This window comes from Streptomyces sp. NPDC048392 (assembly GCF_043200575.1).
Lineage (GTDB): Bacteria > Actinomycetota > Actinomycetes > Streptomycetales > Streptomycetaceae > Streptomyces.
The window spans coordinates 1-21803 of sequence record NZ_JBICYB010000023.1; the positions used below are offsets into that span (position 1 = coordinate 1).

The following is a 21803-nucleotide window of genomic DNA, read 5'->3' on the forward strand; positions in this document are numbered from 1 at the left end:
GGATACGATCTAGACACTCGCATCCTCGCAGGTCAACGGCACCTTTCTGCTATCGGGGCGTCAGATCCCTTAATTCCGCTGAATACCCGGGGCTAGATCAGTGGGTCACCCCGGGTACATACGCTTCGCCGCACTCGCGGTGTCCCTGGCCGCGAGCTCCGCGCTCATGACCGCGTCCCCGGCGGCCGCCGTCACCGGCCCCGCCGCGGCCGGCTCCGACACCACCCACGCGTACACCGCGCGGCTGGTGATCGGCGACCACGACCGCGGCTGCTCCGGCGTCCTGGTCGACACCGAGTGGCTGCTGACCGCCGCCAGTTGCTTCGCCGACAACCCCGCCGAGAGCCTCGCCGTGTCCGCGGGCAAGCCGACCCGGACCACCACGGCGACCATCGGCCGCGCCGACCTCACGGGGACCGGGGGTGCCGTCCGCACGGTCGTGGAGCTGGTGCCCCGCACCGACCGCGACCTGGTCCTGGCCCGGCTGAACCGCCCGGTCACCACTGTCACCCCGCTCGCCCTGGCCACCGCCGCCCCCACCGCCGGCGAGGACCTGACGCTCGCCGGTTACGGCCGCAGCAAGACCGAGTGGGCCCCGCTGAACCTGCACACCGGCGTCTTCTCGGTGGACGCGCCGGACGCCACCACCGCGGCGGTGACCGGCAAGGACGGCGCGGCCGCGTGCATGGGCGATACCGGCGGCCCGCTGGTGCGCACCGTGAACGGCGCCCAGCAGTTGGCCGCCCTGAGCAGCCGCTCCTACCAGGGCGGCTGCTACGGCATCGACGCCACCGAGACGCGCACCGGCGGCATCGTCACCCGCGTCGACGACCTCGGCTCCTGGGTGGCGTCCAAGACCGGCGCCAACCGGATCACCGACTTCGACTGCGACGGCGTGGAGGACATCGCCGTTTCCGACCCCGAGGCCGCCGTCGGCGGCGACGCCAAGGCGGGCCTGGTCCGGGTCGTGTACGGCGGGGACAGGGGCACCGCCCAGATCGACCAGGACCTCGACTGGGTCCCGGGTGGCGCAGAGGCCAACGACCTCTTCGGCCAGGCCATCGCCACCGTCGACTACAACGAGGACGGCTGCACGGATCTGGCCGTCGGCGTGCCGGGCGAGAACCTGGGCGACGCCGTGGACGCGGGCATGGCCGACCTCCTGTACGGCGCCCCTGGCGGCCTCGGCACCGGAGCCACCAAGGACACGCACTTCCAGCAGGGCGCGGGCAATGGCTCCATCAATGCCTCCACTCCGGAGACGGGTGACCTGATGGGGCAGGCCATGGCGGCCGGCACCACCGCGGCCGGCGAGCCCTTCGTCGTCATCGGCACCCCCGGCGAGGGCCTGAGCGGCGCCGCCCACGCGGGCGAGGCGTTCTACGTGCGCGGTGGCACCAACGTCTCCGTGCACCAGGATCGGCTGGACGTGCCCGGCGCCGTGGAGGCCAACGACCGTTTCGGCGCGGTGCTCGCCGCCGACGCCAACCACCTCGCCATCGGAGCGCCCGACGAGGCCATCGGCGCCGATGCCGCCGCGGGCAACCTCGCGGTCTTCTCGCACACGCTGAACAGCGAGAAGCGGCCCACCCCGCTGTTCGGTCTCGACCTGGACCTGGACACCGTCTCCGGCGGTGCCGAGGCCGGTGACCGCTTCGGCGCCGCCCTGGCCCTCGCCCCGTACCGCCCCTCCGGCGCGGCGCGCGCCGACGAGTCGATCCTCGCGGTCGGTTCGCCGGGCGAGGCCCTGGGCATCAACGGCGCCGACAAGGCGGAGACGGGCAACGTCATCACCTTCCGCGTCACCGCCGCGGGCACCTACACGCAGATGAACAACTACTACTCCGGCACCGCCGACGACGACGTCTCCGGCGCCTCCGAGGCCGGTGACCACTTCGGCGCCACCTTGACCGCGATCAACACCGCACCGCGCGAGGTGAGCACCACGGCGACCATGAAGCTGGCCGTCGGCATCCCGGACGAGGCCATCGGCTCGACGGCCGGTGCGGGGGCGGTGCACGTCTTCTCGCTGCTCGGTTCGCGCGGTGCCAACGACAAGTGGATCGAGGCCGGCGACGGCGACGGCATCCCCGGGACGCCGGGCGCGAACCAGCACCTCGGCTCCAGCATCCACTTCACCGGCACCCACCTGTACGTGGGCATGCCCTACGGTCCGACCAGCACCGGCGCGCTGTACGCCCTGCCGATGTCCAACGTGACCCTCGGTGAGACCAACACCGCGGTCACCGCCTACCAGCCGGGACAGGGCGGTCTCCCCGCCTCCGGCACCACCTTCGGGTTCGCGGCACGGTAGTCGCCGAGTCAGTCCCAGCCGGCCGTGGCGTCCAGCGCCGCGGCCGGCGCGTTCGCCGGACGCGGCACCCCCGTCGGATCGAGCACGAAGAGCGGGACGTCCAGCAGGTCCGCGCGTACGCGCGCCTCCTCGGCGTACCCGGCCAGCGAGAAGTACACGCCCCGCGCCGACTCCGCCATGGCCGTCAGCCAGAGGCACTCCACGTCCCGCACCGAGGCCGGACCCACCGTCGGATCCACCTGGACGACGACGCCGGGTGCGGCCAGACCGATACCGGCCAGGGGACGCTGATCGGCACGGCGCACGTCCCGGTGGCCCAGCCCGCGCAGATACAGGACGGCGGCGGTGACCGCGTCGCGGGCGCTGCGGATCGGAACGGACCGGTGCGCCGGGACCCGCGAACCGGGGGCGCGCCGGCCCGCGGCGGGGTCCACCGGCACGCACAGCACCGTCCCGCACGGGCAGCCCAGCTCCGGCCGCGGCCACCTGCCCTCGGCCCCGCAGGCCGCGCAGCGCACCCCGATCCACTCCTCGTCCCACGCCCGGTGGCCGACCGCGGTCGCGGACCCGCGCGGATCGAGCCGCGGGGCGACGGGCGCCCCGCAGGCGCAGGGATACGACGGTGCCGTGTAGCGGTGCCGGCGCCCGCAGGCGGTGCAGCACACCGAGATGGTCTCGGACATGACCCCCATCGTCCTCTCTTGACGGTCATCGGCTGCCCACTTACATTACTTCCAGATCGCAGAAAACAAATTTCGCCATACGGAAGTTGCTACGGAAGAGGCTCACCGCGGGGCGCGACGGGAGTGCGAATCCGACAGCCGGAGCAGGAGTACTCGATGGCTCGTATGACCGCTGCCCGAGCGGCAGTTGAGATTCTCAAGCGCGAGGGCGTCACCGACGCGTTCGGTGTGCCGGGCGCGGCGATCAACCCGTTCTACGCGGCGCTCAAGGCGTCCGGCGGCGTCCAGCACACCCTCGCCCGCCATGTCGAGGGCGCCTCGCACATGGCCGAGGGCTACACCCGCACCAGTCCCGGCAACATCGGCGTCTGCGTCGGCACCTCGGGACCGGCCGGCACCGACATGATCACCGGCCTGTACTCGGCGATCGGCGACTCGATCCCGATCCTGTGCATCACCGGCCAGGCGCCGACCGCGGTGATCCACAAGGAGGACTTCCAGGCCGTCGACATCGCCTCCATCGCCAAGCCGGTGACGAAGATGGCGGTCACCGTCCTGGAGGCCGCGCAGGTCCCCGGCGTCTTCCAGCAGGCGTTCCACCTGATGCGCTCCGGCCGTCCCGGCCCGGTCCTCATCGACCTGCCGATCGACGTCCAGATGACGGAGATCGAGTTCGACCCGGAGACCTACGAGCCGCTGCCCGTCTACCGGCCCGTCGCCACCCGTGCCCAGATCGAGAAGGCCATCGGCCTGCTCAACGCCGCCGAGCGCCCGCTGCTCGTGGCCGGCGGCGGTGTCATCAACGCCGACGCCGCCGGCCTGCTCGTGGAGTTCGCCGAGCTGACCGGCACCCCGGTCGTGCCGACCCTGATGGGCTGGGGCATCCTGCCCGACGACCACGAGCTGAACGCCGGCATGGTCGGCCTGCAGACCTCGCACCGCTACGGCAACGCGACGTTCCTGGAGTCCGACTTCGTCCTCGGCATCGGCAACCGCTGGGCCAACCGGCACACCGGCAAGCTGGACGTCTACACGGCCGGCCGCAAGTTCGTCCACGTCGACGTCGAGCCGACCCAGCTCGGCAGGATCTTCGCCCCCGACTACGGCATCGCCTCCGACGCCAGGGCCGCCCTCGAACTGTTCGTCGAGGTCGCCAAGGAGCTGAAGGCGGCCGGCAAGCTGCCCGACCGCTCCGCCTGGGCGGCCTCCGCGCAGGAGCGCAGGGCCACCCTCCAGCGCCGTACGCACTTCGACGACATCCCGATCAAGCCGCAGCGCGTCTACGAGGAGATGAACAAGGCCTTCGGCCCGGAGACCCGGTACGTCTCCACCATCGGCCTCTCCCAGATCGCCGGCGCGCAGATGCTGCACGTCTACCGTCCGCGGCACTGGATCAACTGCGGCCAGGCGGGCCCGCTCGGCTGGACCGTCCCGGCCGCGCTCGGTGTCGCCAAGGCCGACCCGGACGCCCAGGTCGTGGCGCTCTCCGGCGACTACGACTTCCAGTTCATGCTGGAGGAACTGGCCGTCGGCGCGCAGCACAAGATCCCGTACGTGCACGTCCTGGTCAACAACTCCTACCTGGGCCTGATCCGCCAGGCACAGCGGGCGTTCGAGATCGACTTCCAGGTCAACCTGGAGTTCGAGAACATCAACTCGCCCGAGCTGGGCGTCTACGGCGTCGATCACGTCAAGGTCGCCGAGGGCCTGGGCTGCAAGGCGATCCGGGTGACCGACCCCGCCGGGCTGGGCGCGGCGCTGGAGCAGGCCAAGAAGCTGGCCGCCGAGCACCGGGTGCCGGTCGTCGTCGAGGCGATCCTCGAACGCGTCACCAACATCTCCATGTCGGGCACCAACGACATCGGCGCCGTCACGGAGTTCGAGGAGCCGGCGACCGAGCCGGGGCACGCCCCGACCGCGATCCGGCCGCTGAAGGTCTGACGCGTACCCACTGCGTCGAGTGAGCCGGGAGCGGTCCGTCCCCACCGGGGCGGGCCGCTCCTCGGTGTGTGCTCGCGGGGCCCGCCCGGCCCCCCGTGTGCCCGTGCCCCGTGTGCCCCGTGTGCCCCGTGTGCCCCGTGTGCCCCGTGCCGGGGTTGTGCCCGCTGCCGGGGGCGCCCATGCGTGGGTCAGTGCCCGGAGTGCTCGTGCAGTCCCGGCCAGTCGTCCGGACCGCCGCCCTGCCACTCGACCAGTTCGCTGTCCTCGACGTCGGTCACGTAAAGGTCGGCGAGGCGCAGCAGTTCGGCGACGTCGTCGATGTGCGAGGCGACGCCGAGTGTCTGGTCGCCGGAAGTGACCCGGCGGGAGCCGTCCAGGGCCGGGGAGTGGACGACGATGTGCGGGTGCTCGTGCTCCGGACGGGGTGTCGTGGGGGGTGCCATGCCTTCAGGCTGCTGCGCGGGCGTGGAATCCGCACCCCGGCGAACGCCGAACGCCGACGCCGAGCGCCGAACCGAGTGCCGAGCGCCGAGCGTCGAGCGTCGAACCGAGCGCTGAACGCCGAGCGCAGACGCCGAGCGCCGAACCGAGCGCTGAACGCCGAACGCCGACGCCGAGCGCCGAACCGAGTGCCGAGCGCCGAACGCCGAGCGCCGAGCGTCGAACCGAGCGCTGAACGCCGAGCGCCCGCCACCGAGCGTCGAGCGTCGAATGCCGAATGCCGGGCGGCGCCGGACGCGGGACCGTCCGCATCCGGCGCCGCCCGGCCGGTGAAGGTTCTTCACATGGAGTCCGTCCGGCGGCGCGAGGCTGGGCGCGACAGGTCGTTCGCGCCGCCGGACGGAGTCTTGGGGGCCTCTCGGGAAGAGAGGCGATCGGCCGGGACCGCGGCGGTGCGACGGGCCGGAACCGTGCCTCCCCTCAGGTCGTAGGAGGAACGTCCGTGCCCTTCACCACCGCACTGGCTCGCAGGCCGCCGCGGTCCTCGCCCTGCCCGCGCCGGCACCTGGCGGTCACCCCTCATCCGGGCCGCTTCGGTGCCTGCGCGGGCCGCGCACACGGCCCCGGCCTCCCCGCCGGGTTCCGTGCGCGAGCCGGTGGATCAGTCCTCGCGCAGCGCGCGGACCGCCTCCTCCACACGCTTGCCGTACTCGGGGTCGGCGGCGTGGAAGTGTGCGAGGTTCTTCTCGACGACGTCGTTCCGGGAGACCTGGGACAGGCCGCCGGCGATGTTCGCGACCAGTCGCTGCCGCTCGTCCTCGCTCATCAGCCGGTACAGCTCACCGGCCTGGAAGAACGGGTCGTCCTTGGTGTGCAACGGCGCCTCGTGGGTGCCGGTGTGGCCGGACACCGCGAGCGGCGCCGCCAGCGGGCGGCCGGTCTCGGCGGGGCCGTCGTAGGAGTTCGGCTCGTAGTTCCTGGCACCGCGGCCCTGGGCGTTGACCGCCATCAGGCCGTCGCGGCCGTAGTTGGCCGCGCCGCCGGGGACGGCCTTCGGCGCGTTCACCGCGAGCTGGGTGTGGTTGACGCCCAGGCGGTAGCGGTGCGCGTCCGCGTAGGCGAACAGGCGGCCCTGGAGCATCTTGTCGGGGGAGGGGCCGATGCCCGGAACGAAGTTGTTCGGGGAGAACGCGGCCTGCTCGACCTCGGCGAAGACGTTGTCCGGGTTGCGGTCGAGGACCAGCCGGCCCACGCGGCGCAGCGGGTAGTCGCCGTGCGGCCACACCTTCGTCACGTCGAAGGGATTGAAACGGTAGTTCGCCGCCTCGGCCGCCGGCATCAGCTGCACGTGCAGCGTCCAGGACGGGTACACGCCCCGCTCGATGGCCTGCACCAGGTCCGTCTGGTGCGAGGCCGGGTCCCGGCCCGCGAGCTGCGCGGCCCGGTCGGCGGTCAGGCACCGGATGCCCTGGTCGGTCTTGAAGTGGTACTTGACGAAGAAGGACTCGCCCCTGGCGTTCGTCCACTGGTAGGTGTGCGAGCCGAAGCCGTCCATGTGGCGGTACGACGCGGGGATGCCGCGGTCGCCCATCAGCCAGGTCACCTGGTGCGTGGCCTCGGGGGAGTGCGCCCAGAAGTCCCAGACGTTGTCCGGCTCCTGGCGGCCCGAGAACGGATCGCGCTTCTGGGAGTGGATGAAGTCGGGGAACTTGATCGGGTCCTTGATGAAGAAGACCGGGGTGTTGTTGCCGACGAGGTCGTAGTTGCCCTCCTCGGTGTAGAACTTCAGCGCGAAGCCGCGCGGGTCGCGGACCGCGTCCGCGCCGCCCAGCGAGTCGGCCACGGTGGAGAAGCGCAGGAAGACCTCGGTGCGCTTGCCGACGGTGTTCAGGAAGTCGGCGTGCGTGTGGTCGGTGACGTCGTCGGTCACCTCGAAGTAGCCGTAGGCGCCGGACCCGCGGGCGTGCACCACGCGCTCCGGGATGCGCTCCCGGTTGAAGCGGGCGAGCTTCTCGATGAGGTGCTGGTCCTGGATCAGGAGGGGGCCGCCGATGCCGGCGGAAGCGGAATTCTGGTTGTCGGCGACCGGGGCGCCGGACTCTGTCGTGAGCACGCGCTGCGACATCGTGGACCTTCCGAGCGAGGATTCAGTGGAAACTTGTTTCCGCTTCGTGGAGCTTAGGTTTGGAGCGAGGGCACGTCAACAGTTTGTTGAAGGGTTCCGGACGGCGCCGCCGCTCGGGCGCGACATGACAGGTGTCAGCGGCGGCGCCATCCGGAGGTCTCATGCGGTGCCTACGGTCGGACCCGGGCGCCGGAGAGGCGCTCCACGGCCCGCAGCAGGGCCGAGTGGTCCAGGCCGCCGTCGCCCTGGGCGCGCAGCGACGCGACCAGCTGGGCCACCACGGCGCCGACCGGCAGCGCGGCGCCCACGTTGCGGGCGGCGTCGGTGACGATGCCCATGTCCTTGTGGTGCAGGTCGATGCGGAAGCCCGGCTTGAAGTCGCGGTTCAGGAAGTTGTCCTTCTTCCGCGTCAGCACGGTCGAGCCGGCCAGACCGCCGTTGAGGACGTCGAGGGCGGCCCCGAGGTCCACGCCCGACTTCTCCAGGAAGACCACGGCCTCGGCGCACGCCTGGATGTTCACGGCGACGATCAGCTGGTTGGCGGCCTTCACGGTCTGCCCCGAGCCGTGCGGACCGCACAGCACGATGGTCCTGCCGAGTGCCTCCAGGAGCGGCTTGGCCTCGTCGAAGTCGGTCTGCTCACCACCGGCCATGATGGACAGCACGGCCTCGATGGCGCCTGCCTCGCCGCCGGAGACGGGGGCGTCCAGGACGCGGATGCCCTTGTCCTTCGCGGCCTTCGCGAGGTCCACCGAGGTCTGCGGGGTGATCGAGGACATGTCGACCAGCAGCGCGCCGGACCTCGCGTTCTCCAGGATTCCGTCGGGGCCGTAGGCGATCGCCTCGACCTGCGGCGACGCGGGCACCATGGTGACGACGACGTCGGCGTCGCGCACGGCCTCGGCGATCGAGCCGGCCGCGGTGCCGCCTGCTGCGGACAGACGGTCCAGCTTGTCCTGCTCCAGCGTGAAGCCGGTGACCTGGTAACCCGCCTTGATCAGGTTCTCGGACATGGGGGAGCCCATGATGCCGAGACCGATCCAGGCGACCTTGGGGAGCGTGCTCATGGTGGGTACCTCTCTGAGAAGTTCTCTGCGGGTGGCGCTCAGCGGGCCGCGCGGGCCCCGGCCGGCAGCCAGGAGAAGGACTCGGCGCTGGGGTTCTCGCCCGGCTTGTACTCCAGGCCGACCCAGCCCTCGTATCCCGCCCCGGCCAGCCGGCCGAGCAGCTCCTCGAGCGGGAGGGAGCCCGTGCCGGGGGCGCCGCGGCCCGGGTTGTCGGCGATCTGGACGTGGCCGGTCCGCGCGGCGTAGGCGTCGATCACCCGGGGCAGGTCCTCGCCGTTCATGGACAGGTGGTAGAGGTCCATGAGGAACTTGGCGTTGTCCAGGCCGGTGGCCTCGTTGACCTTGTCCACGACCTCGATCGCGGCCGGCGCCGACACCAGCGGGTACAGCGGCGACTCGGGCCTGTTGAGCGCCTCGATCAGCAGGATCGCGCCGATCCGGTCGGCCGCGCGGGCGGCCAGGACCAGGTTCTCCAGCGCGAGCCGGTCCTGCTCCGCCGGGTCCACGCCCTCGACGCGGTTGCCGTACAGGGCGTTGAGAGCCGTGCAGCCCAGCGACTTCGCGAAGGCGGCGGCCACGTCGACGTTGGCGCGGAAGCGGTCCGACTCCTCGCCGGGCAGGGAGAGGGCGCCGCGGTCGGGGCCGGGCAGCCGCCCGGCGTAGAAGTTCAGCCCGGTGAGCCGGACACCCGCGTCCTCGACGGCCGCCCTCAGGGCATCGAGTTCGGACTGTTCGGGGGTGGGCGAGTCGATCCAGGGCCACCACAGCTCGACCGCGGTGAAGCCGGCCGCGGCGGCCGCCGCGGGACGCTCCAGGAGCGGGAGTTCCGTGAAGAGGATCGACAGGTTGACGTTGAAGCGCTGATCTGCGAATCCCATCGGGTGCCGCGCTCCCTTCCGTTCGATGGTATTTCCGTATTACGGAAGTTCGTTTCTGCTTAATGGAAGATTGCCGGTGGAGTCTCGCACTTGTCAAGAGGGGGCGGCGGAAGGCGGTCACCCCGCGTTAGGTTGACCGCGTGCGATTGAGAGTGGAGTTCACGACCGAACCCTTCGACCTGGACGAGGCGCCCGCCCACGCGGTGGTGGCCCGGGAGGTCGTCGAGGCCGCCGACCTGGACGCGGTCGACGTCGGCCCGTTCGGCAACACCGCCGAGGGCGGCGCCGACCAGGTGCTGGGCGCCGTCGAAGCGCTGCTGCGCCGGTCCCTGGAGGCGGGCGCCACCCGGATCTCGCTGCAGGTCAACGTGGTCGAGGAGGGGGAGCGGTGACCGGCCACGCCGAGGAGCCGTTCATCGCGGCCGTCAAGCCCCTGGTCGACGCCATGGGCGGCGAGATGCTGCCGCCGGACGAGGCGGGCCGGGAGGACGTCGTGCTCTCCTGGGAGGGTGCCGACGTCGTCGCCGTGCGCCTGCCCCAGCTCGCCGACTCCCTGGACCACATCCTGGCCGCCATGGAGCGCCGGCAGGGCAGACCGCTGGCCGACCTCGACCGCCGGGCCAAGCAGGAGGTCGTGCGGGCCCTGGAAGCGCGCGGCGCCTTCGCCGTACGGCACGGCGTGGAGACGGTCGCGGGTGCCCTCGGCGTGAGCCGCTTCACCGTGTACAACTACCTCAACCGCGAGAAGGGCGCCTGACCGGCGAGCTTCCCGCGAGCCTCCAGCCGCCGTCCGGCAACCGGGCGGCGGCTTTTGGCACCCCGAATTTTCAACAAAGTGTTGACGGCTTGTTTCCGAAGGCGTTAGCTATCGGCACGCCCGTTCAGCACAAGGCCACGGAGGCTCCCGTGACGTCCACTTCCGCGTCGGGCCTGGCCCGATTCAACACCCTCGAGGAGTCCGCGGCACGCGCCGCACTCCACGAGGCGTGCGCCTCCACGGCATGGGCCCGGCAGCTGCTCGCCGCCCGTCCCTTCGCCACCCCCGAGGACCTCTACGCCGCCAGCGACGCCGCCATGGCCGGGCTGACCGCGGCGGACCTCGCGGAGGCGATGGCCGGACACCCGCCGATCGGCCGCCCCGAGCCGGGCGACCCGGCCTCGTCCCGCGAACAGGCGGGCATGGCCGGCGCCGCCGAGGAACTCAAGGCGGAGATGCTCGAACTGAACCTGGCCTACCAGGAGAGGTTCGGCCACGTCTTCCTCATCTGCGCCACCGGCAGGAGCGGCGAGCAGATGCGCGACGCGGCTCTGGAGCGGATCGGCAACTCGCCCGAGCAGGAGCGGGAGATCATCCGCACCGAACTGGGGAAGATCAACCGTATCCGCCTGACCCGACTCGTCGAACAGGACGCCCGACCATGAGCACCAGCACCACCGCCTCCGTGTCCACACACGTCCTGGACACCAGCGCCGGCCGCCCCGCCGGGGGCGTCGCCGTCCGTCTCGCGGCCCGCGGGGGCCGCTCCGCCCCCCACGGGCAGGAAGGGGACTGGCAGGCGCTCGGCGGCTCCGCGACCGACGCCGACGGCCGGTGCAAGGACCTCCCGGCCCTGCCGGAGGGCACCACACACGTACGGCTCGACTTCGACACCGAGACGTACTTCGCCAAGAAACAAGCCGCGGCCCAGCAGGACGCCCCCGCGCTCCGGGACAGCGAGAACGGCCGGCCCGTGTTCTTCCCCGAGGTCACCATCACCTTCGCGGTGGTGCCCGGCGAGCACTACCACGTTCCGCTGCTGCTCAACCCGTTCGGCTACTCCGTTTACCGAGGGAGCTGACCGACACATGACCCGTTTCGTCCTGGGACAGAACCAGTACGGCAAGGCAGAGAACCGCGTCGTCAAGATCACGCGTGACGGCGACACGCACCACATCAAGGACCTGAACGTCTCCGTCGCCCTGTCCGGCGACATGGAGGAGGTCCACCGCAGCGGCTCCAACGCGAACGTCCTGCCGACCGACACCACCAAGAACACGGTGTTCGCCTTCGCCAAGGAGCACGGGATCCAGAGCGCCGAGGACCTCGGCGTCAAGCTCGCCCGCCACTTCGTGGACGACAACGAGCCCATCCACCGGGCCCGCATCCGCGTCGAGGAGTACTCCTGGGAGCGGATCGAGACCTCGAAGGGCGGCGCCCGCTTCGTCGGCTCGGAGGAGATCGCCCACTCCTTCGTCCGCAACGGCCGGGAGACCCGCGTCGCGCAGATCACCTACGACGGCCACGGCATCCAGGTGCTCTCCGGATTCAAGGACCTGACCGTCCTGAACTCCACCAACTCCGAGTTCTTCGGCTTCCTCAAGGACAAGTACACGACCCTTCAGGAGGACCACGACCGCATCCTCGCCACCACCGTCTCCACCTGGTGGCGGCACAACTGGGACGGCGTCGACTCGCACGCCCCCGACTGGGACCGCTCGTACGGCGGGGTGCGCAAGCACGCGCTGCAGGCGTTCGCCGAGACCTACTCGTACTCGCTCCAGCAGACCCTTTTCGAGATGGGTGTGCGGGTGCTGAACTCCCGCGACGAGGTCGACGAGATCCGCTTCTCGATGCCCAACAAGCACCACTTCCGCTCGGACCTGTCGCCCTTCGGAATCGACAACGAGGCCAAGGACGGCGCCGTGTACTACGCCGCCGACCGCCCCTACGGCCTGATCGAGGCCACCATCCTGCGGGACGGCGCCGAGCAACTCATCCCGGTCGACATGACCAACCTCTGACGCGGGAAGCGCGCCACCCGGCCCCGCCCCCCGGGCCGGTGGCGCGCCACACCGGAGGACACACCATGGCACTGCCTGCGAAAGCGCCCGCCACCGTACCGGGCTCCGGCATCGGCGCCGGGGCGATCGTCGCGGCCGCCCGCAACCTGTTCTTCCACCCGCTCGGCACCCGGAGCCGGGGCACGGTTCCGGCACTCGAATCCTCCTAGGGTCCTGCCGTGCCCTCCTCGTGGGTACTCGACTCCCCGCCCACGGGCCCCACCGAACAGCAAGGAAGCAGCATGGCAGCAGCACCGGCGGCCGAGCGCACCGTCATCGAGAACTGCGCGATCGCCACCGTGGACCCGGGCGACACCGAGTACGCCTCCGGCCACGTCGTGATCGCCGGCACCAGGATCGAGTCCGTCGGCGCGGGCGGGGCCCCCGGGGACCTGGCGAACGTCGTACGCCGGATCGACGCGACCGGGCACCTGGTCACGCCCGGTCTGGTCAACACCCACCACCACTTCTACCAGTGGATCACCAGGGGCCTGGCCACCGACCACAACCTGTTCGACTGGCTGGTCGCGCTGTACCCGACCTGGGCGCGCATCGACGAGCCGATGGTGTACGCGGCGGCCCGGGGCTCCCTGGCCATGATGGCCCGCGGCGGCGTCACCACCGCCATGGACCACCACTACGTCTACCCGCGGGGCACCGGCGACCTGTCGGGAGCGGTCATCCGGGCCGCCCGTGAAACGGGCGTCCGCTTCACCCTCGCCCGTGGCTCCATGGACCGCGGCGAGTCCGACGGCGGACTGCCGCCGGACTTCGCGGTGGAGAGCCTGGACGACGCGCTGGCCGCCACCGAGGCCACGGTGCAGGAGCACCACGACTCCTCCTTCGGCGCGATGACCCAGGTCGCGGTGGCGCCCTGCTCGCCCTTCTCCGTCTCCACCGAACTGATGCGCCGGGGAGCGGAGTTGGCCCGTCGGCTCGGAGTGCGGCTGCACACCCACGGCGCGGAGACGGTGGAGGAGGAGAAGTTCTGCCACGAGCTGTTCGGCATGGGTCCGACCGACTACTTCGAGTCCACCGGCTGGCTCGGTGAGGACGTGTGGATGGCGCACTGCGTCCACATGAACGACTCCGACATCGCCGCCTTCGCCCGCACCGGCACCGGCGTCGCCCACTGCCCGTCCTCCAACGCCCGCCTGGCCGCCGGCATCGCGCGGGTCCCCGACATGCTCGCCGCAGGCGTCCCGGTCGGCCTCGGCGTCGACGGCAGCGCCTCCAACGAGTCCGGCGAACTCCACACCGAGCTGCGCAACGCCCTGCTCGTCAACCGCCTCGGCGCCCACCGCGAGGCCGCGCTGAACGCCCGCGAGGCACTGCGGCTGGGCACGTACGGTGGCGCCCAGGTGCTGGGCCGGGCGGCCGAGACCGGCTCCCTGGAGGCGGGCAAGCTCGCCGACCTGGTGCTGTGGCGCATGGACACCCTGGCCCACTCCTCGATCGCCGACCCGGTGACCGCCCTGGTCTTCGGTGCCGCCGCGCCGGTGACGGCGTCGTTCGTGGGCGGCCGCCGGATCGTCGAGGAGGGCAGGCTGCTCACGGTCGACGAGGACGCCATCGCCCGGTCCACGCGGGACGAGGCACGGCGCCTGGCACGGATCGCCGCCCGGGACTGAGCCCCGCACGGCAGCACACCACTTGATCTCCGGCCGGGAGGGACGGCTTCCGGCCGGTGACCGTGGACCCGAGCGGGGTCCACGGTGACCGACTCCGGGGCGTGCGCCCCTGCGCGCACGCCCCGGAGCGGTCCCCCCGTTTCCCCGAACGGTCCGTCCGGGTCCCGCACGACCACCTGTCCCACCTCCCTGACACCCACGTCAGAGCCGACGTGCAACCGACCGGAGGAACGCCGCCGTGGCCGACCACCCTGTTGACGAGAAACTCCCGCCACTCAAGATGGCGACGACCGGCCTCCAGCACGTGGCCGCGATGTACGCCGGAGTCGTCGCCCCACCCCTGATCGTCGGCGCGGCCATCGGGCTGAGCGCCACCGAACTCACCTTCCTCACCGGCGCCTGCCTGTTCACCGCCGGCCTCGCCACCTTCCTGCAGACCCTCGGCATCTGGAAGATCGGCGCCCGGCTGCCCTTCGTCAACGGCGTCACCTTCGCCGGTGTCGCCCCCATGACCGCGGTCGTCGCCTCCACCGACGACAAGTCCGACGCGCTGCCGGTCATCTTCGGCGCGGTCATCGTCGCCGGACTCCTCGGCTTCGTCGCGGCCCCCTTCTTCAGCAAGGCGATCCGCTTCTTCCCGCCGGTCGTCACCGGCACCGTCATCACCCTGATAGGCATATCCCTGCTGCCCGTGGCCTTCGGCTGGGCGCAGGGACCGAGCCCGACGGCGGACGGCTTCGGATCGGCGACCAACCTGGGCCTGGCCGCGATCACCCTCGTCATCGTGCTCCTGCTGCGCCGCTTCACCCGCGGCTTCGTCAAGCAGATCGCCGTGCTCCTCGGCCTGATCGCGGGCACGCTCCTCGCGATCCCGTTCGGCGTCACGGACTTCGGTCCCGTCGCGGACGCGGACGTCGTCGGCTTCCCGACACCGTTCCACTTCGGCGCCCCGCAGTTCCAGATCGCCGCGATCCTCTCCATGTGCGTGGTGATGGTGGTCTCGATGACCGAGTCCACCGCGGACATGCTCGCCCTCGGCGAGATCGTGGACCGCCCGGCGGGCGAGAAGACCATCGCGGCCGGCCTGCGCGCCGACACCCTGGGCTCCGCCCTCAGCCCGGTCTTCAACGGCTTCATGTGCAGCGCCTTCGCCCAGAACATCGGCCTGGTCGCGATGACGAGGATCCGCAGCCGCTACGTCGTCGCCGTGGGCGGCGGCTTCCTGGTGCTGATGGGCCTGTGCCCGATGGCGGCCTCACTCATCGCCGTCGTGCCCCGCCCGGTGCTCGGGGGCGCCGGCGTGGTGCTGTTCGGTTCGGTCGCGGCCAGCGGCATCCAGACCCTGGTCCGGGCGAGCCTGGACAAGGACAACAACGTCCTGATCGTGGCGGTCTCCCTGGCCGTCGGCATCATCCCGATCGCGGCGCCGGAGTTCTACCACGCGTTCCCGGAGAACGCGCGGATCATCCTCGACTCGGGCATCTCGACGGGCTGTGTGGCCGCCGTTCTGCTCAACCTGGTCTTCAACCACATCGGCGGCCGGGAACGGCAAGCGGAGGACGTGACCCACCCGATGGAGGCGGGCGGCGAGCTCACCGAGGCGAACCGGGCCGCGGTCACGCCGTGACACGACGGGTCCGACGCGGGCGGGGACCGGCACCTCCGGACGGAGGCACCGGCCCCCGCCCGCGTCACCGGCCCGCCCGGAGTCCCGGCGCGTCCGGAGTCCCGGCCCGTCCGACGCGGCCGTACTCGCCTACAGGCCGAACACCCCCGGGTCCGCCGCCAGTTCCCTGAACCGGTGCCGCGGGTCCGCCACCAGCCCGCGCTCGCGCAGATCCATGAGCCCGCCGACGCCCTCGACCTCCGCCGCGACGGTGCCGTCCGTCTTGCGGATGAGCTGCCGGATGCGGAAGGTCTTGCCCTCGCCCCACTCGAACACGCAGGTCACCGTGACCTCGTCACCCGCGAGCAGCTCGCGCCGGAACCTGATGGTCGTCTCCAGCGCCACGGGCCCGACCCCGCGGGCGACCAGTTCCGCCTGCCCGATTCCGGCCGCCCGGAGCAGCGACCAGCGGGCGTGCTCGGCGTAGTTCAGGTACACGGACTGGTTCAGATGGCCCTGGGTGTCGGTCTCGTAACCGCGGACGGTCACCGGTACGGAAAACGGCTCGCTCACCGCTGCTGCCTCTCGTCGTGGACGTGTGGACGGGTGGACGTACTGATCGGCTCGATCCTGGCACGGAGGCGTCACACCTTCCGCGGGGAGGCCAGCAGGTAACGGGCCCGAGTGCGCGGCTCGGTGTGCTCCCCGGCCTGCCACCCGGCCCGCTCCAGCGTCGCCGCGCAGTCCCGCAGCGCGGTGCCGTCCGCCTCGTACACGGCGACGGCCTCCGGCTGCGGTGTCGCCCGCACCCGGTACCCGTCGTCGCCGTCCGGGCCCGCGGGACGGTGTCCGGCCGCCTCCAGGGCGAGCGCGGCGGCCCGCACGAGATGCGACCGCTCCCACCCGCACGGCCGGTCCGTGCTCCCGTCGGGATGCGTCATCCGGCGCAGCTCAAGCAGCCCCTGCCAGGCGCCGCGCACCTCCCGCAGCCGCGCGGGCCCCGCGTCATCCGGCACGGCCTCCTCTCCGCCGACCCGCGCGGCGAACACGCCCCCGGCGTCCGGTGCGGCGGGCGTCTCGGGCGGCACCGCCATCGCGTCCGGCTCGTCGGCCGCGTCCCGTACCCGGTGCCCGGCCGGCGTCAGGAAGTGGTCGTGCGGCGGGCGCGGATGCCGGAAGGCGAGCCCGCGCCTCACCAGCGCCGCGAGCTGGGCCTGCGTACCCTTCAGGCGCCCGGTGGCGGGATCGGCGTCGGCGATGACGCGCCGCTGCGCCGCGGTGGGCGACAGTGCCACGGCGTCCCTCCTTCTCCCGTCGGTCACGCGTTCGAAGACCTCGAACACTTCGAAGCCTACGACGGGGGTCTGACATTCCAGGCGGCGATCACGGGCCGCCCGTGCTCCGTGCCCAGCCGGCACAGCGTGCCCGTGCCCAGCTGGAACAGCGCCCCGTCCGACGGCGGGAGGCCCAGGTGCCGGGCGGTCAGCACCCGCAGGAAGTGCCCGTGTGCCACCAGCACCACGCAGCCCTCGGTGTTGGCGAAGGCGGCCTCCACCGTGGCCAGCACCCGGTCGGCCCGCTCGCCCACCTGCTCGGGCGTCTCCCCGGGGTGGTCCGGCGGTCCGGGTGCGACCCCGTCCGTGAAGAGGAACCAGTCCGGCCGGCTCCGGTGGATCTCGACGGTCGTGATCCCCTCGTAGCCGCCGTAGTCCCACTCGTGCAGGTCCGGCTCGATGCGCACCTCGTGCAGCCCGATCAGCTCGGCCGTCTCCCGGGCCCGCTGGAAGGGGCTGACGAGGGCGGCCCCGATGCGGTGCGACCGGATCAGCGGCACCAGACTCCGCGCCTGCTCCCGCCCGTGCTCGGTCAGTGGTACGTCCGTCAGCCCGGTGTGCCGTCCGGAGCGCGACCACTCGGTCTCACCGTGCCGGACCAGAAAAAGATCACCCATGCCACCAGGCTACGGCCGGAAGTTCCCTTCAGGCCGTCTGCCGGTCGCGTCTGCTTCAGTGACCGGACCTGCCGTACCCGGAACGGGGGTGGCTGAGCGACGGGGCACTCGCCCGCGTCGCCGAGGCGCCCGGCCAGCCGGTCCCGCAGGTCCTGTCCCACTGGTGAACCGGCGGCGCGCCTACTGCCGGTAACCGCTCAGGAACCGCCCGATGCGCCCCACCGCCGCCTCCAGGTCGTCCGCGTACGGCAGGGTGAGCACGCGGAAGTGGTCCGGGCTCGGCCAGTTGAACCCCGTGCCCTGCACCACCTGGATCTTCTCGCGGAGCAGCAGGTCCAGGACGAAGCGCTCGTCGTCGTGGATCTTGTGGACCTTCGGGTCGATGCGCGGGAACGCGTACAGCGCGCCCTTGGGTTTGACGCAGGACACGCCGGGGATCTCGTTCAGCTTCTCCCAGGCCACGTCCCGCTGTTCGCACAGCCGTCCGCCGGGGGCCGTCAGCTCGTGGATGGACTGGCGGCCGCCGAGCGCGGCCTGGATGGCGTACTGGGCGGGCGCGTTGGCGCACAGGCGCATGGAGGCCAGCATGGTCAGGCCCTCCAGGTAGTCCTTCGCGTGCTGCCTCGGCCCCGTCACCACCAGCCAGCCGGAGCGGAAGCCCGCCACCCGGTAGGTCTTGGACAGGCCGCAGAAGGTCAGGACCACCAGGTCGGGGGCGAGGGCGGCGGCCGAGTGGTGCACGGCGCCGTCGTACAGGATCCGGTCGTAGATCTCGTCGGCGAGGACCATCAGGCCGTGCCGGCGGGCGAGGTCGAGGATGCCCTCGACGATCTCCTTGGGGTAGACCGCGCCGGTGGGGTTGTTGGGGTTGATGAGGACGACCGCCTTGGTGCGGTCGGTGATCTTCGACTCCAGGTCGGCCAGGTCCGGGTACCACTCCGCCTGTTCGTCGCAGAGGTAGTGCACCGCCTTGCCGCCCGCGAGGGTGGTCACCGCCGTCCAGAGGGGGAAGTCGGGGGCGGGGATCAGTACCTCGTCGCCGTCCTCCAGCAGGGCCTGTACGGCCATGGAGATCAGCTCCGAGACGCCGTTGCCCAGGTAGACGTCGTCCACGTCGACCTCCAGGCCGAGGGCCTGGTAGCGCTGGGCGACGGCCCGGCGGGCGGAGAGGATGCCGCGCGAGTCCGTGTAGCCGTGCGCCTGCGGCAGCATGCGGATCATGTCCTGGACGATCTCCTCCGGCGCCTCGAAACCGAAGAGGGCGGGGTTGCCGGTGTTCAGCCGCAGCACGCTGTGCCCGGCCTCCTCCAGTGCGTTGGCCTGCTCGATGACCGGGCCGCGGATCTCGTAACAGACCTCGCTGAGCTTGTTCGACTGCCGGAACTCCATGCGCGGCTTCCCCTCCGGTATCTGGTGTTGCTTGGTTTTACCAAGTGGCAGCTTGGAAAGTCCAACGACTTGTCTACACTGCGTCGCATGTCACCTCGCGCACGCCGTAGCTACGACCAGTACTGTTCCGCCGCCCGCGCGCTCGACGCCGTCGGCGACCGCTGGACCCTGCTGATCGTCCGGGAGCTGCTCGCCGGTCCGCGGCGCTACACCGACCTGCACGCCGACCTGCCCGGCGTCAGCACGGACGTACTCGCCTCGCGGCTCAAGGACATGGAGCGCGACGGCCTGACGACCCGGCGCCGGCTGCCCCCGCCCGGCGCGGCGTACGTCTACGAACTCACCGCGCGCGGCCGCGGTCTGCTGCCCGTGCTGGAGGCGCTCGCCGCGTGGGGCGCGGGCGAACTGGGGGAGCGGCGGCCCACGGACGCCGTACGGGCGCACTGGTTCGCACTGCCCCTGCTGCGGGCCCTGCGGGAGGCCGGGGCGGGGGAGGGGCTCGTCGAAGTCCGGCTGGAGGAGGGCGACTTCCACCTGTACGCCGGCGCGGCGGGGGACGTGGGGGACGGTCCGGGGCGAAGCCCGGGGGAGGGGCCCGTGTACGGCGACGGGCCCGCGCCCGGGGAGCCGGACGCCCGGCTCGTGCTCGACGCCGTGACGTGCGCGGCCCTCGGCCGCGGCGAGACCGGCCTGCGGGACGCGGTGCGCGACGGCAGCGTCGAGGTGACCGGCGACGGCACGGCGGCCAAGGCGCTGCGGGAGGGCTGACGGGGGCCGAGACGGCAGAAGGCCCGCCTCGGGCGGGCCTTCTGGGGACCGGTCAGGCGCCGGGCGGCACCCGGGCCGGCCGTCCCGAACCACGGGTCAGCGTGTACCCGCCGATGCCCGCGAGCGCGGCCAGCAGTCCGCCGATCCCGGTCCACACCCAGCGGTCGGACCACCAGCCCGACGACCAGCCGTCGTCCGGTTCGATGGCGAACAGCACGGCGCCGCGCTCCTCGCTCTCCCCCTCGTCCCCGCCGGACGTCATCGCGATGCCCGGCACCAGCGGCTCGGCCAGCGAACCGTCCACCGCCGCGGCGCCGCCGACGTCCTTCGACTCCACCCGGACCTCGGCGGAGACCGGCACGCCGAGGTCGGAGGCCGGCACGTTCACCGCCGTCAGCCGGAGGTAGTAGGTGCCCGGCAGCGGGTCGTTGGCCCACGGCTCGGACCAGGCGCGCACGGTGCGCAGTACGCAGGCCAGTTGCACGGAGGAGGTGCCCGCGTCCGCGGTGCGGGCCTGGGCGCCGTACTGGCAGGCCTGGCGGCGGCGCAGACCGTCGTACACGTCGACCCGCCAGGTCTGGGCGGCGTGGGTCTCGGGCAGCTTCACCGTCGCCTTCACGGTGGGGCGCTGTCCGGCGTCGGCCGGGAACGACCAGTACAGGTAGTCGCCGGCGGCAGCGTTCGCCGTGGCGGCCTGCCCCTGCTCGAACTCGGCCGCCGTACGGAAGGACGTGCCCGCCGCGGTCGGCGCGTCACCGTCCTGGGACGGGCTCGCGGAGGGCGAGGAGTCGGCCGCCGCGGGAGCCGCGGCGAGGCCGAGCAGCACCACGGCCGCGGTCAACGCTCGGGTGAATCGCATCAGTTGGTCCTCCACATCGCGAACCGCCAGCGCGAGAGCCAGCCCCACAGCAGTCCGGCGACGAAGCCGATCAGCACCAGCAGGCCGAGCAGCCACCAGCCGCGCCCGAGGCCGAACGAGGCCACGTCGTCGGAGTCGCCCGGGCCGTCCACGATGTCCACGGTCAGTTCCAGCGGCAGTCCGGGCGTGGTTTTCACGCCGGAGGCGACGGAGAAGGAATGGGTGACCTGGAGGCACACGGCCTCCGCCGGGGCGGCATCGTCGTCGTTGTCGCTCTCCGCCTTCGGGTACCGCAGTCCCGTCGAGAGCACGTCGGTGCGGCCGTTGCCCGCCGCTTCACCGCGCACGATCTCCCGGCCGTGCACGGTCACCGCCCGCAGCAGGACCCCGTAGGACGGGTTCACGGCCCGGTCGGCGCCCACGCTCACGGACGCGCGCAGCTCCTGACCCGGCTCCACGTCCACCCGGTACCAGCGCTGCTGCCCGAACTCCTCGCGGTCGGTGTACAGCCCCGACTTCAGCGTCGGCGCCTTCGCGCACGCGTCCGCGCCCTCGGTGGCGACCGGCGTCACCACCGGGTCGGCCGCCCGGTCCACCAACTGGTTGACCTTGTCGGTCAGTTCGTCGGTGTGCTCGACCGAGGTGTACGTGCCGCCGGTCGCCTCGGCGATGCAGCTGAGCTGCTTGCGCAGCTTCGTGTTGGGGACCAGGCCCAGCGTGTCGATCGTGACCCCGATGCCCTTGGCGGCGATCTCGCGGGCCACCTCGCACGGGTCGAGCGGGGCACAGGTGTCCTCGCCGTCGCTGATCAGCACGATCCGCTTGGAGCCGTCGCCGCCGTCGAGGTCGTCGGCCGCCTTGAGCAGCGCGGGGCCGATCGGCGTCCAGCCGGTGGGAGACAGGGTCGCCACCGCCGTCTTCGCCTCGGTGCGGTCCAGCGGGCCGACCGGATACAGCTGCGCGGTGTCCTCGCAGCCGGTCTTGCGGTCGTCGCCCGGGTAGTCGGCGCCGAGCGTACGGATGCCCAACCGCACCTCCTCCGGCGTCGCGTCGAGCACCTCGTTGAACGCCTGCTTCGCCGCGGCCATGCGCGTACCGCCGTCGATGTCCCGCGTCCGCATGGAACCGCTGACGTCGAGTACGAGGTCGACCTGCGGCGCGTCCTCACCCGTGGGTTCACCGTCGACCGCCCCGGCCGGGAACGCCGTCCCGGCCGCCAGCGCGGCGAGCAGGGCACAGGCACCCGCCGCCAGCCGTGTTCTTGTGATCATCGGCGGATCCTATTGATCAGTGGCGCCGTGCTCCAAAACGAGACCGCGCCGATGCCCCG

At 72.0% G+C, this 21803-nt stretch carries 22 protein-coding genes; 11 read left to right on the top strand and 11 right to left on the bottom strand.

Annotated elements, in window-relative coordinates; translation table 11 throughout:
- The first annotated feature begins 166 nt into the window (after nt 1-166).
- A complete protein-coding gene (locus ACGFYH_RS25995) occupies nt 167-2314 on the top strand; it encodes a trypsin-like serine protease (RefSeq protein WP_393805581.1) in 2148 nt (715 codons plus the stop codon).
- An 8-nt stretch (nt 2315-2322) separates the two neighbouring features.
- On the opposite strand, the gene ACGFYH_RS26000 is transcribed toward ACGFYH_RS25995, so the two are convergent.
- Nucleotides 2323-3006 (bottom strand): hypothetical protein, encoded by a 684-nt coding sequence (locus ACGFYH_RS26000; RefSeq protein WP_393805582.1) that lies wholly within the window; start codon nt 3004-3006, stop codon nt 2323-2325.
- Between the two features lie 147 nt (nt 3007-3153).
- Here ACGFYH_RS26000 and gcl point away from each other — a divergent pair, with 147 nt between their 5' ends.
- Nucleotides 3154-4938, top strand: a complete 1785-nt coding sequence (gene gcl, locus ACGFYH_RS26005) for a glyoxylate carboligase (protein ID WP_393805583.1) — start codon at nt 3154-3156, stop codon at nt 4936-4938.
- Between the two features lie 188 nt (nt 4939-5126).
- Here gcl and ACGFYH_RS26010 read toward each other — a convergent pair whose 3' ends face one another.
- The 4 genes from ACGFYH_RS26010 to ACGFYH_RS26025 form a co-directional block, all read right to left on the bottom strand.
- On the bottom strand, nt 5127-5381 hold the full coding sequence (locus ACGFYH_RS26010; RefSeq protein ID WP_393805584.1) for a hypothetical protein: 255 nt from the start codon (nt 5379-5381) through the stop codon (nt 5127-5129).
- A gap of 659 nt (nt 5382-6040) precedes the next feature.
- On the bottom strand, nt 6041-7504 hold the full coding sequence (locus ACGFYH_RS26015) for a catalase (protein ID WP_393805585.1): 1464 nt from the start codon (nt 7502-7504) through the stop codon (nt 6041-6043).
- Nucleotides 7505-7674: 170 nt separating this feature from the next.
- Nucleotides 7675-8571 (bottom strand): 2-hydroxy-3-oxopropionate reductase, encoded by an 897-nt coding sequence (locus ACGFYH_RS26020; protein ID WP_393805586.1) that lies wholly within the window; start codon nt 8569-8571, stop codon nt 7675-7677.
- A 38-nt stretch (nt 8572-8609) separates the two neighbouring features.
- Nucleotides 8610-9449 carry a TIM barrel protein gene (locus tag ACGFYH_RS26025; protein ID WP_393805587.1) on the bottom strand — a complete coding sequence of 280 codons (840 nt, stop codon included), beginning with the start codon at nt 9447-9449 and terminating at the stop codon, nt 8610-8612.
- A gap of 140 nt (nt 9450-9589) precedes the next feature.
- Here ACGFYH_RS26025 and ACGFYH_RS26030 point away from each other — a divergent pair, with 140 nt between their 5' ends.
- The 8 genes from ACGFYH_RS26030 to ACGFYH_RS26065 all read left to right on the top strand — a co-directional run bounded on the left by ACGFYH_RS26030 (nt 9590) and on the right by ACGFYH_RS26065 (nt 15527).
- Nucleotides 9590-9841, top strand: a complete 252-nt coding sequence (locus tag ACGFYH_RS26030; protein ID WP_393805588.1) for a hypothetical protein — start codon at nt 9590-9592, stop codon at nt 9839-9841.
- Nucleotides 9838-10206: a helix-turn-helix domain-containing protein gene (locus ACGFYH_RS26035; RefSeq protein ID WP_393805589.1), complete on the top strand. Its 369-nt coding sequence runs from the start codon at nt 9838-9840 to the stop codon at nt 10204-10206. The genes ACGFYH_RS26030 and ACGFYH_RS26035 overlap by 4 nt, the downstream gene beginning before the upstream one ends.
- Nucleotides 10207-10355: 149 nt before the next feature.
- The gene (gene uraD / locus ACGFYH_RS26040; protein WP_393805590.1) at nt 10356-10871 is read left to right on the top strand and encodes a 2-oxo-4-hydroxy-4-carboxy-5-ureidoimidazoline decarboxylase; all 516 of its coding nucleotides are present in this window, start codon (nt 10356-10358) and stop codon (nt 10869-10871) included.
- Nucleotides 10868-11287 carry a hydroxyisourate hydrolase gene (gene uraH, locus ACGFYH_RS26045; protein ID WP_393805591.1) on the top strand — a complete coding sequence of 140 codons (420 nt, stop codon included), beginning with the start codon at nt 10868-10870 and terminating at the stop codon, nt 11285-11287. Before uraD ends, uraH begins: the two co-directional genes overlap by 4 nt.
- Nucleotides 11288-11294: 7 nt before the next feature.
- Nucleotides 11295-12230 (top strand): factor-independent urate hydroxylase, encoded by a 936-nt coding sequence (gene pucL, locus ACGFYH_RS26050; RefSeq protein WP_393805592.1) that lies wholly within the window; start codon nt 11295-11297, stop codon nt 12228-12230.
- Between the two features lie 65 nt (nt 12231-12295).
- Entirely contained in the window at nt 12296-12439 is a 144-nt protein-coding gene (locus tag ACGFYH_RS26055) for a hypothetical protein (protein WP_393805593.1), read from the top strand.
- Between the two features lie 72 nt (nt 12440-12511).
- Nucleotides 12512-13900, top strand: a complete 1389-nt coding sequence (locus ACGFYH_RS26060; protein WP_393805594.1) for an 8-oxoguanine deaminase — start codon at nt 12512-12514, stop codon at nt 13898-13900.
- Nucleotides 13901-14138: 238 nt separating this feature from the next.
- On the top strand, nt 14139-15527 hold the full coding sequence (locus ACGFYH_RS26065) for a nucleobase:cation symporter-2 family protein (protein ID WP_393805595.1): 1389 nt from the start codon (nt 14139-14141) through the stop codon (nt 15525-15527).
- A 129-nt stretch (nt 15528-15656) separates the two neighbouring features.
- Here ACGFYH_RS26065 and ACGFYH_RS26070 read toward each other — a convergent pair whose 3' ends face one another.
- The 4 genes from ACGFYH_RS26070 to ACGFYH_RS26085 all read right to left on the bottom strand — a co-directional run bounded on the left by ACGFYH_RS26070 (nt 15657) and on the right by ACGFYH_RS26085 (nt 18846).
- Nucleotides 15657-16079 (bottom strand): acyl-CoA thioesterase, encoded by a 423-nt coding sequence (locus tag ACGFYH_RS26070; RefSeq protein WP_393805596.1) that lies wholly within the window; start codon nt 16077-16079, stop codon nt 15657-15659.
- 71 nt (nt 16080-16150) lie between these two features.
- Entirely contained in the window at nt 16151-16801 is a 651-nt protein-coding gene (locus ACGFYH_RS26075; protein WP_393805597.1) for a hypothetical protein, read from the bottom strand.
- A 56-nt stretch (nt 16802-16857) separates the two neighbouring features.
- Nucleotides 16858-17457, bottom strand: coding sequence for a histidine phosphatase family protein (locus ACGFYH_RS26080; protein WP_393805598.1), 600 nt, complete (start codon nt 17455-17457; stop codon nt 16858-16860).
- Nucleotides 17458-17637: 180 nt separating this feature from the next.
- The gene (locus tag ACGFYH_RS26085; protein WP_393805599.1) at nt 17638-18846 is read right to left on the bottom strand and encodes a pyridoxal phosphate-dependent aminotransferase; all 1209 of its coding nucleotides are present in this window, start codon (nt 18844-18846) and stop codon (nt 17638-17640) included.
- Nucleotides 18847-18933: 87 nt separating this feature from the next.
- On the opposite strand from ACGFYH_RS26085, the gene ACGFYH_RS26090 reads away from it, so the two are divergent.
- Nucleotides 18934-19614, top strand: a complete 681-nt coding sequence (locus ACGFYH_RS26090; protein ID WP_393805600.1) for a winged helix-turn-helix transcriptional regulator — start codon at nt 18934-18936, stop codon at nt 19612-19614.
- 52 nt (nt 19615-19666) lie between these two features.
- Here ACGFYH_RS26090 and ACGFYH_RS26095 read toward each other — a convergent pair whose 3' ends face one another.
- Both ACGFYH_RS26095 and ACGFYH_RS26100 read right to left on the bottom strand, forming a co-directional pair.
- Nucleotides 19667-20473: a hypothetical protein gene (locus ACGFYH_RS26095; RefSeq protein ID WP_393805601.1), complete on the bottom strand. Its 807-nt coding sequence runs from the start codon at nt 20471-20473 to the stop codon at nt 19667-19669.
- On the bottom strand, nt 20473-21744 hold the full coding sequence (locus ACGFYH_RS26100) for a VWA domain-containing protein (RefSeq protein ID WP_393805602.1): 1272 nt from the start codon (nt 21742-21744) through the stop codon (nt 20473-20475). Before ACGFYH_RS26100 ends, ACGFYH_RS26095 begins: the two co-directional genes overlap by 1 nt.
- Between the last annotated feature and the right edge of the window lie 59 nt (nt 21745-21803).

Excerpts from the sequence above, each read along its gene's own strand:
- ACGFYH_RS26010 (WP_393805584.1), bottom strand. The coding sequence starts at position 5,381 with ATGGCACCCCCCACGACACCCCGTCCGGAGCACGAGCACCCGCACATC.
- ACGFYH_RS26100 (WP_393805602.1), bottom strand. The coding sequence starts at position 21,744 with ATGATCACAAGAACACGGCTGGCGGCGGGTGCCTGTGCCCTGCTCGCC.
- ACGFYH_RS26090 (WP_393805600.1), top strand. The coding sequence starts at position 18,934 with ATGTCACCTCGCGCACGCCGTAGCTACGACCAGTACTGTTCCGCCGCC.
- ACGFYH_RS26020 (WP_393805586.1), bottom strand. The coding sequence starts at position 8,571 with ATGAGCACGCTCCCCAAGGTCGCCTGGATCGGTCTCGGCATCATGGGC.
- ACGFYH_RS26055 (WP_393805593.1), top strand. The coding sequence starts at position 12,296 with ATGGCACTGCCTGCGAAAGCGCCCGCCACCGTACCGGGCTCCGGCATC.
- ACGFYH_RS26025 (WP_393805587.1), bottom strand. The coding sequence starts at position 9,449 with ATGGGATTCGCAGATCAGCGCTTCAACGTCAACCTGTCGATCCTCTTC.
- ACGFYH_RS26015 (WP_393805585.1), bottom strand. The coding sequence starts at position 7,504 with ATGTCGCAGCGCGTGCTCACGACAGAGTCCGGCGCCCCGGTCGCCGAC.
- ACGFYH_RS25995 (WP_393805581.1), top strand. The coding sequence starts at position 167 with ATGACCGCGTCCCCGGCGGCCGCCGTCACCGGCCCCGCCGCGGCCGGC.
- ACGFYH_RS26060 (WP_393805594.1), top strand. The coding sequence starts at position 12,512 with ATGGCAGCAGCACCGGCGGCCGAGCGCACCGTCATCGAGAACTGCGCG.
- uraH (WP_393805591.1), top strand. The coding sequence starts at position 10,868 with ATGAGCACCAGCACCACCGCCTCCGTGTCCACACACGTCCTGGACACC.
- ACGFYH_RS26085 (WP_393805599.1), bottom strand. The coding sequence starts at position 18,846 with ATGGAGTTCCGGCAGTCGAACAAGCTCAGCGAGGTCTGTTACGAGATC.
- gcl (WP_393805583.1), top strand. The coding sequence starts at position 3,154 with ATGGCTCGTATGACCGCTGCCCGAGCGGCAGTTGAGATTCTCAAGCGC.
- ACGFYH_RS26080 (WP_393805598.1), bottom strand. The coding sequence starts at position 17,457 with ATGGGTGATCTTTTTCTGGTCCGGCACGGTGAGACCGAGTGGTCGCGC.
- ACGFYH_RS26095 (WP_393805601.1), bottom strand. The coding sequence starts at position 20,473 with ATGCGATTCACCCGAGCGTTGACCGCGGCCGTGGTGCTGCTCGGCCTC.
- pucL (WP_393805592.1), top strand. The coding sequence starts at position 11,295 with ATGACCCGTTTCGTCCTGGGACAGAACCAGTACGGCAAGGCAGAGAAC.
- ACGFYH_RS26000 (WP_393805582.1), bottom strand. The coding sequence starts at position 3,006 with ATGGGGGTCATGTCCGAGACCATCTCGGTGTGCTGCACCGCCTGCGGG.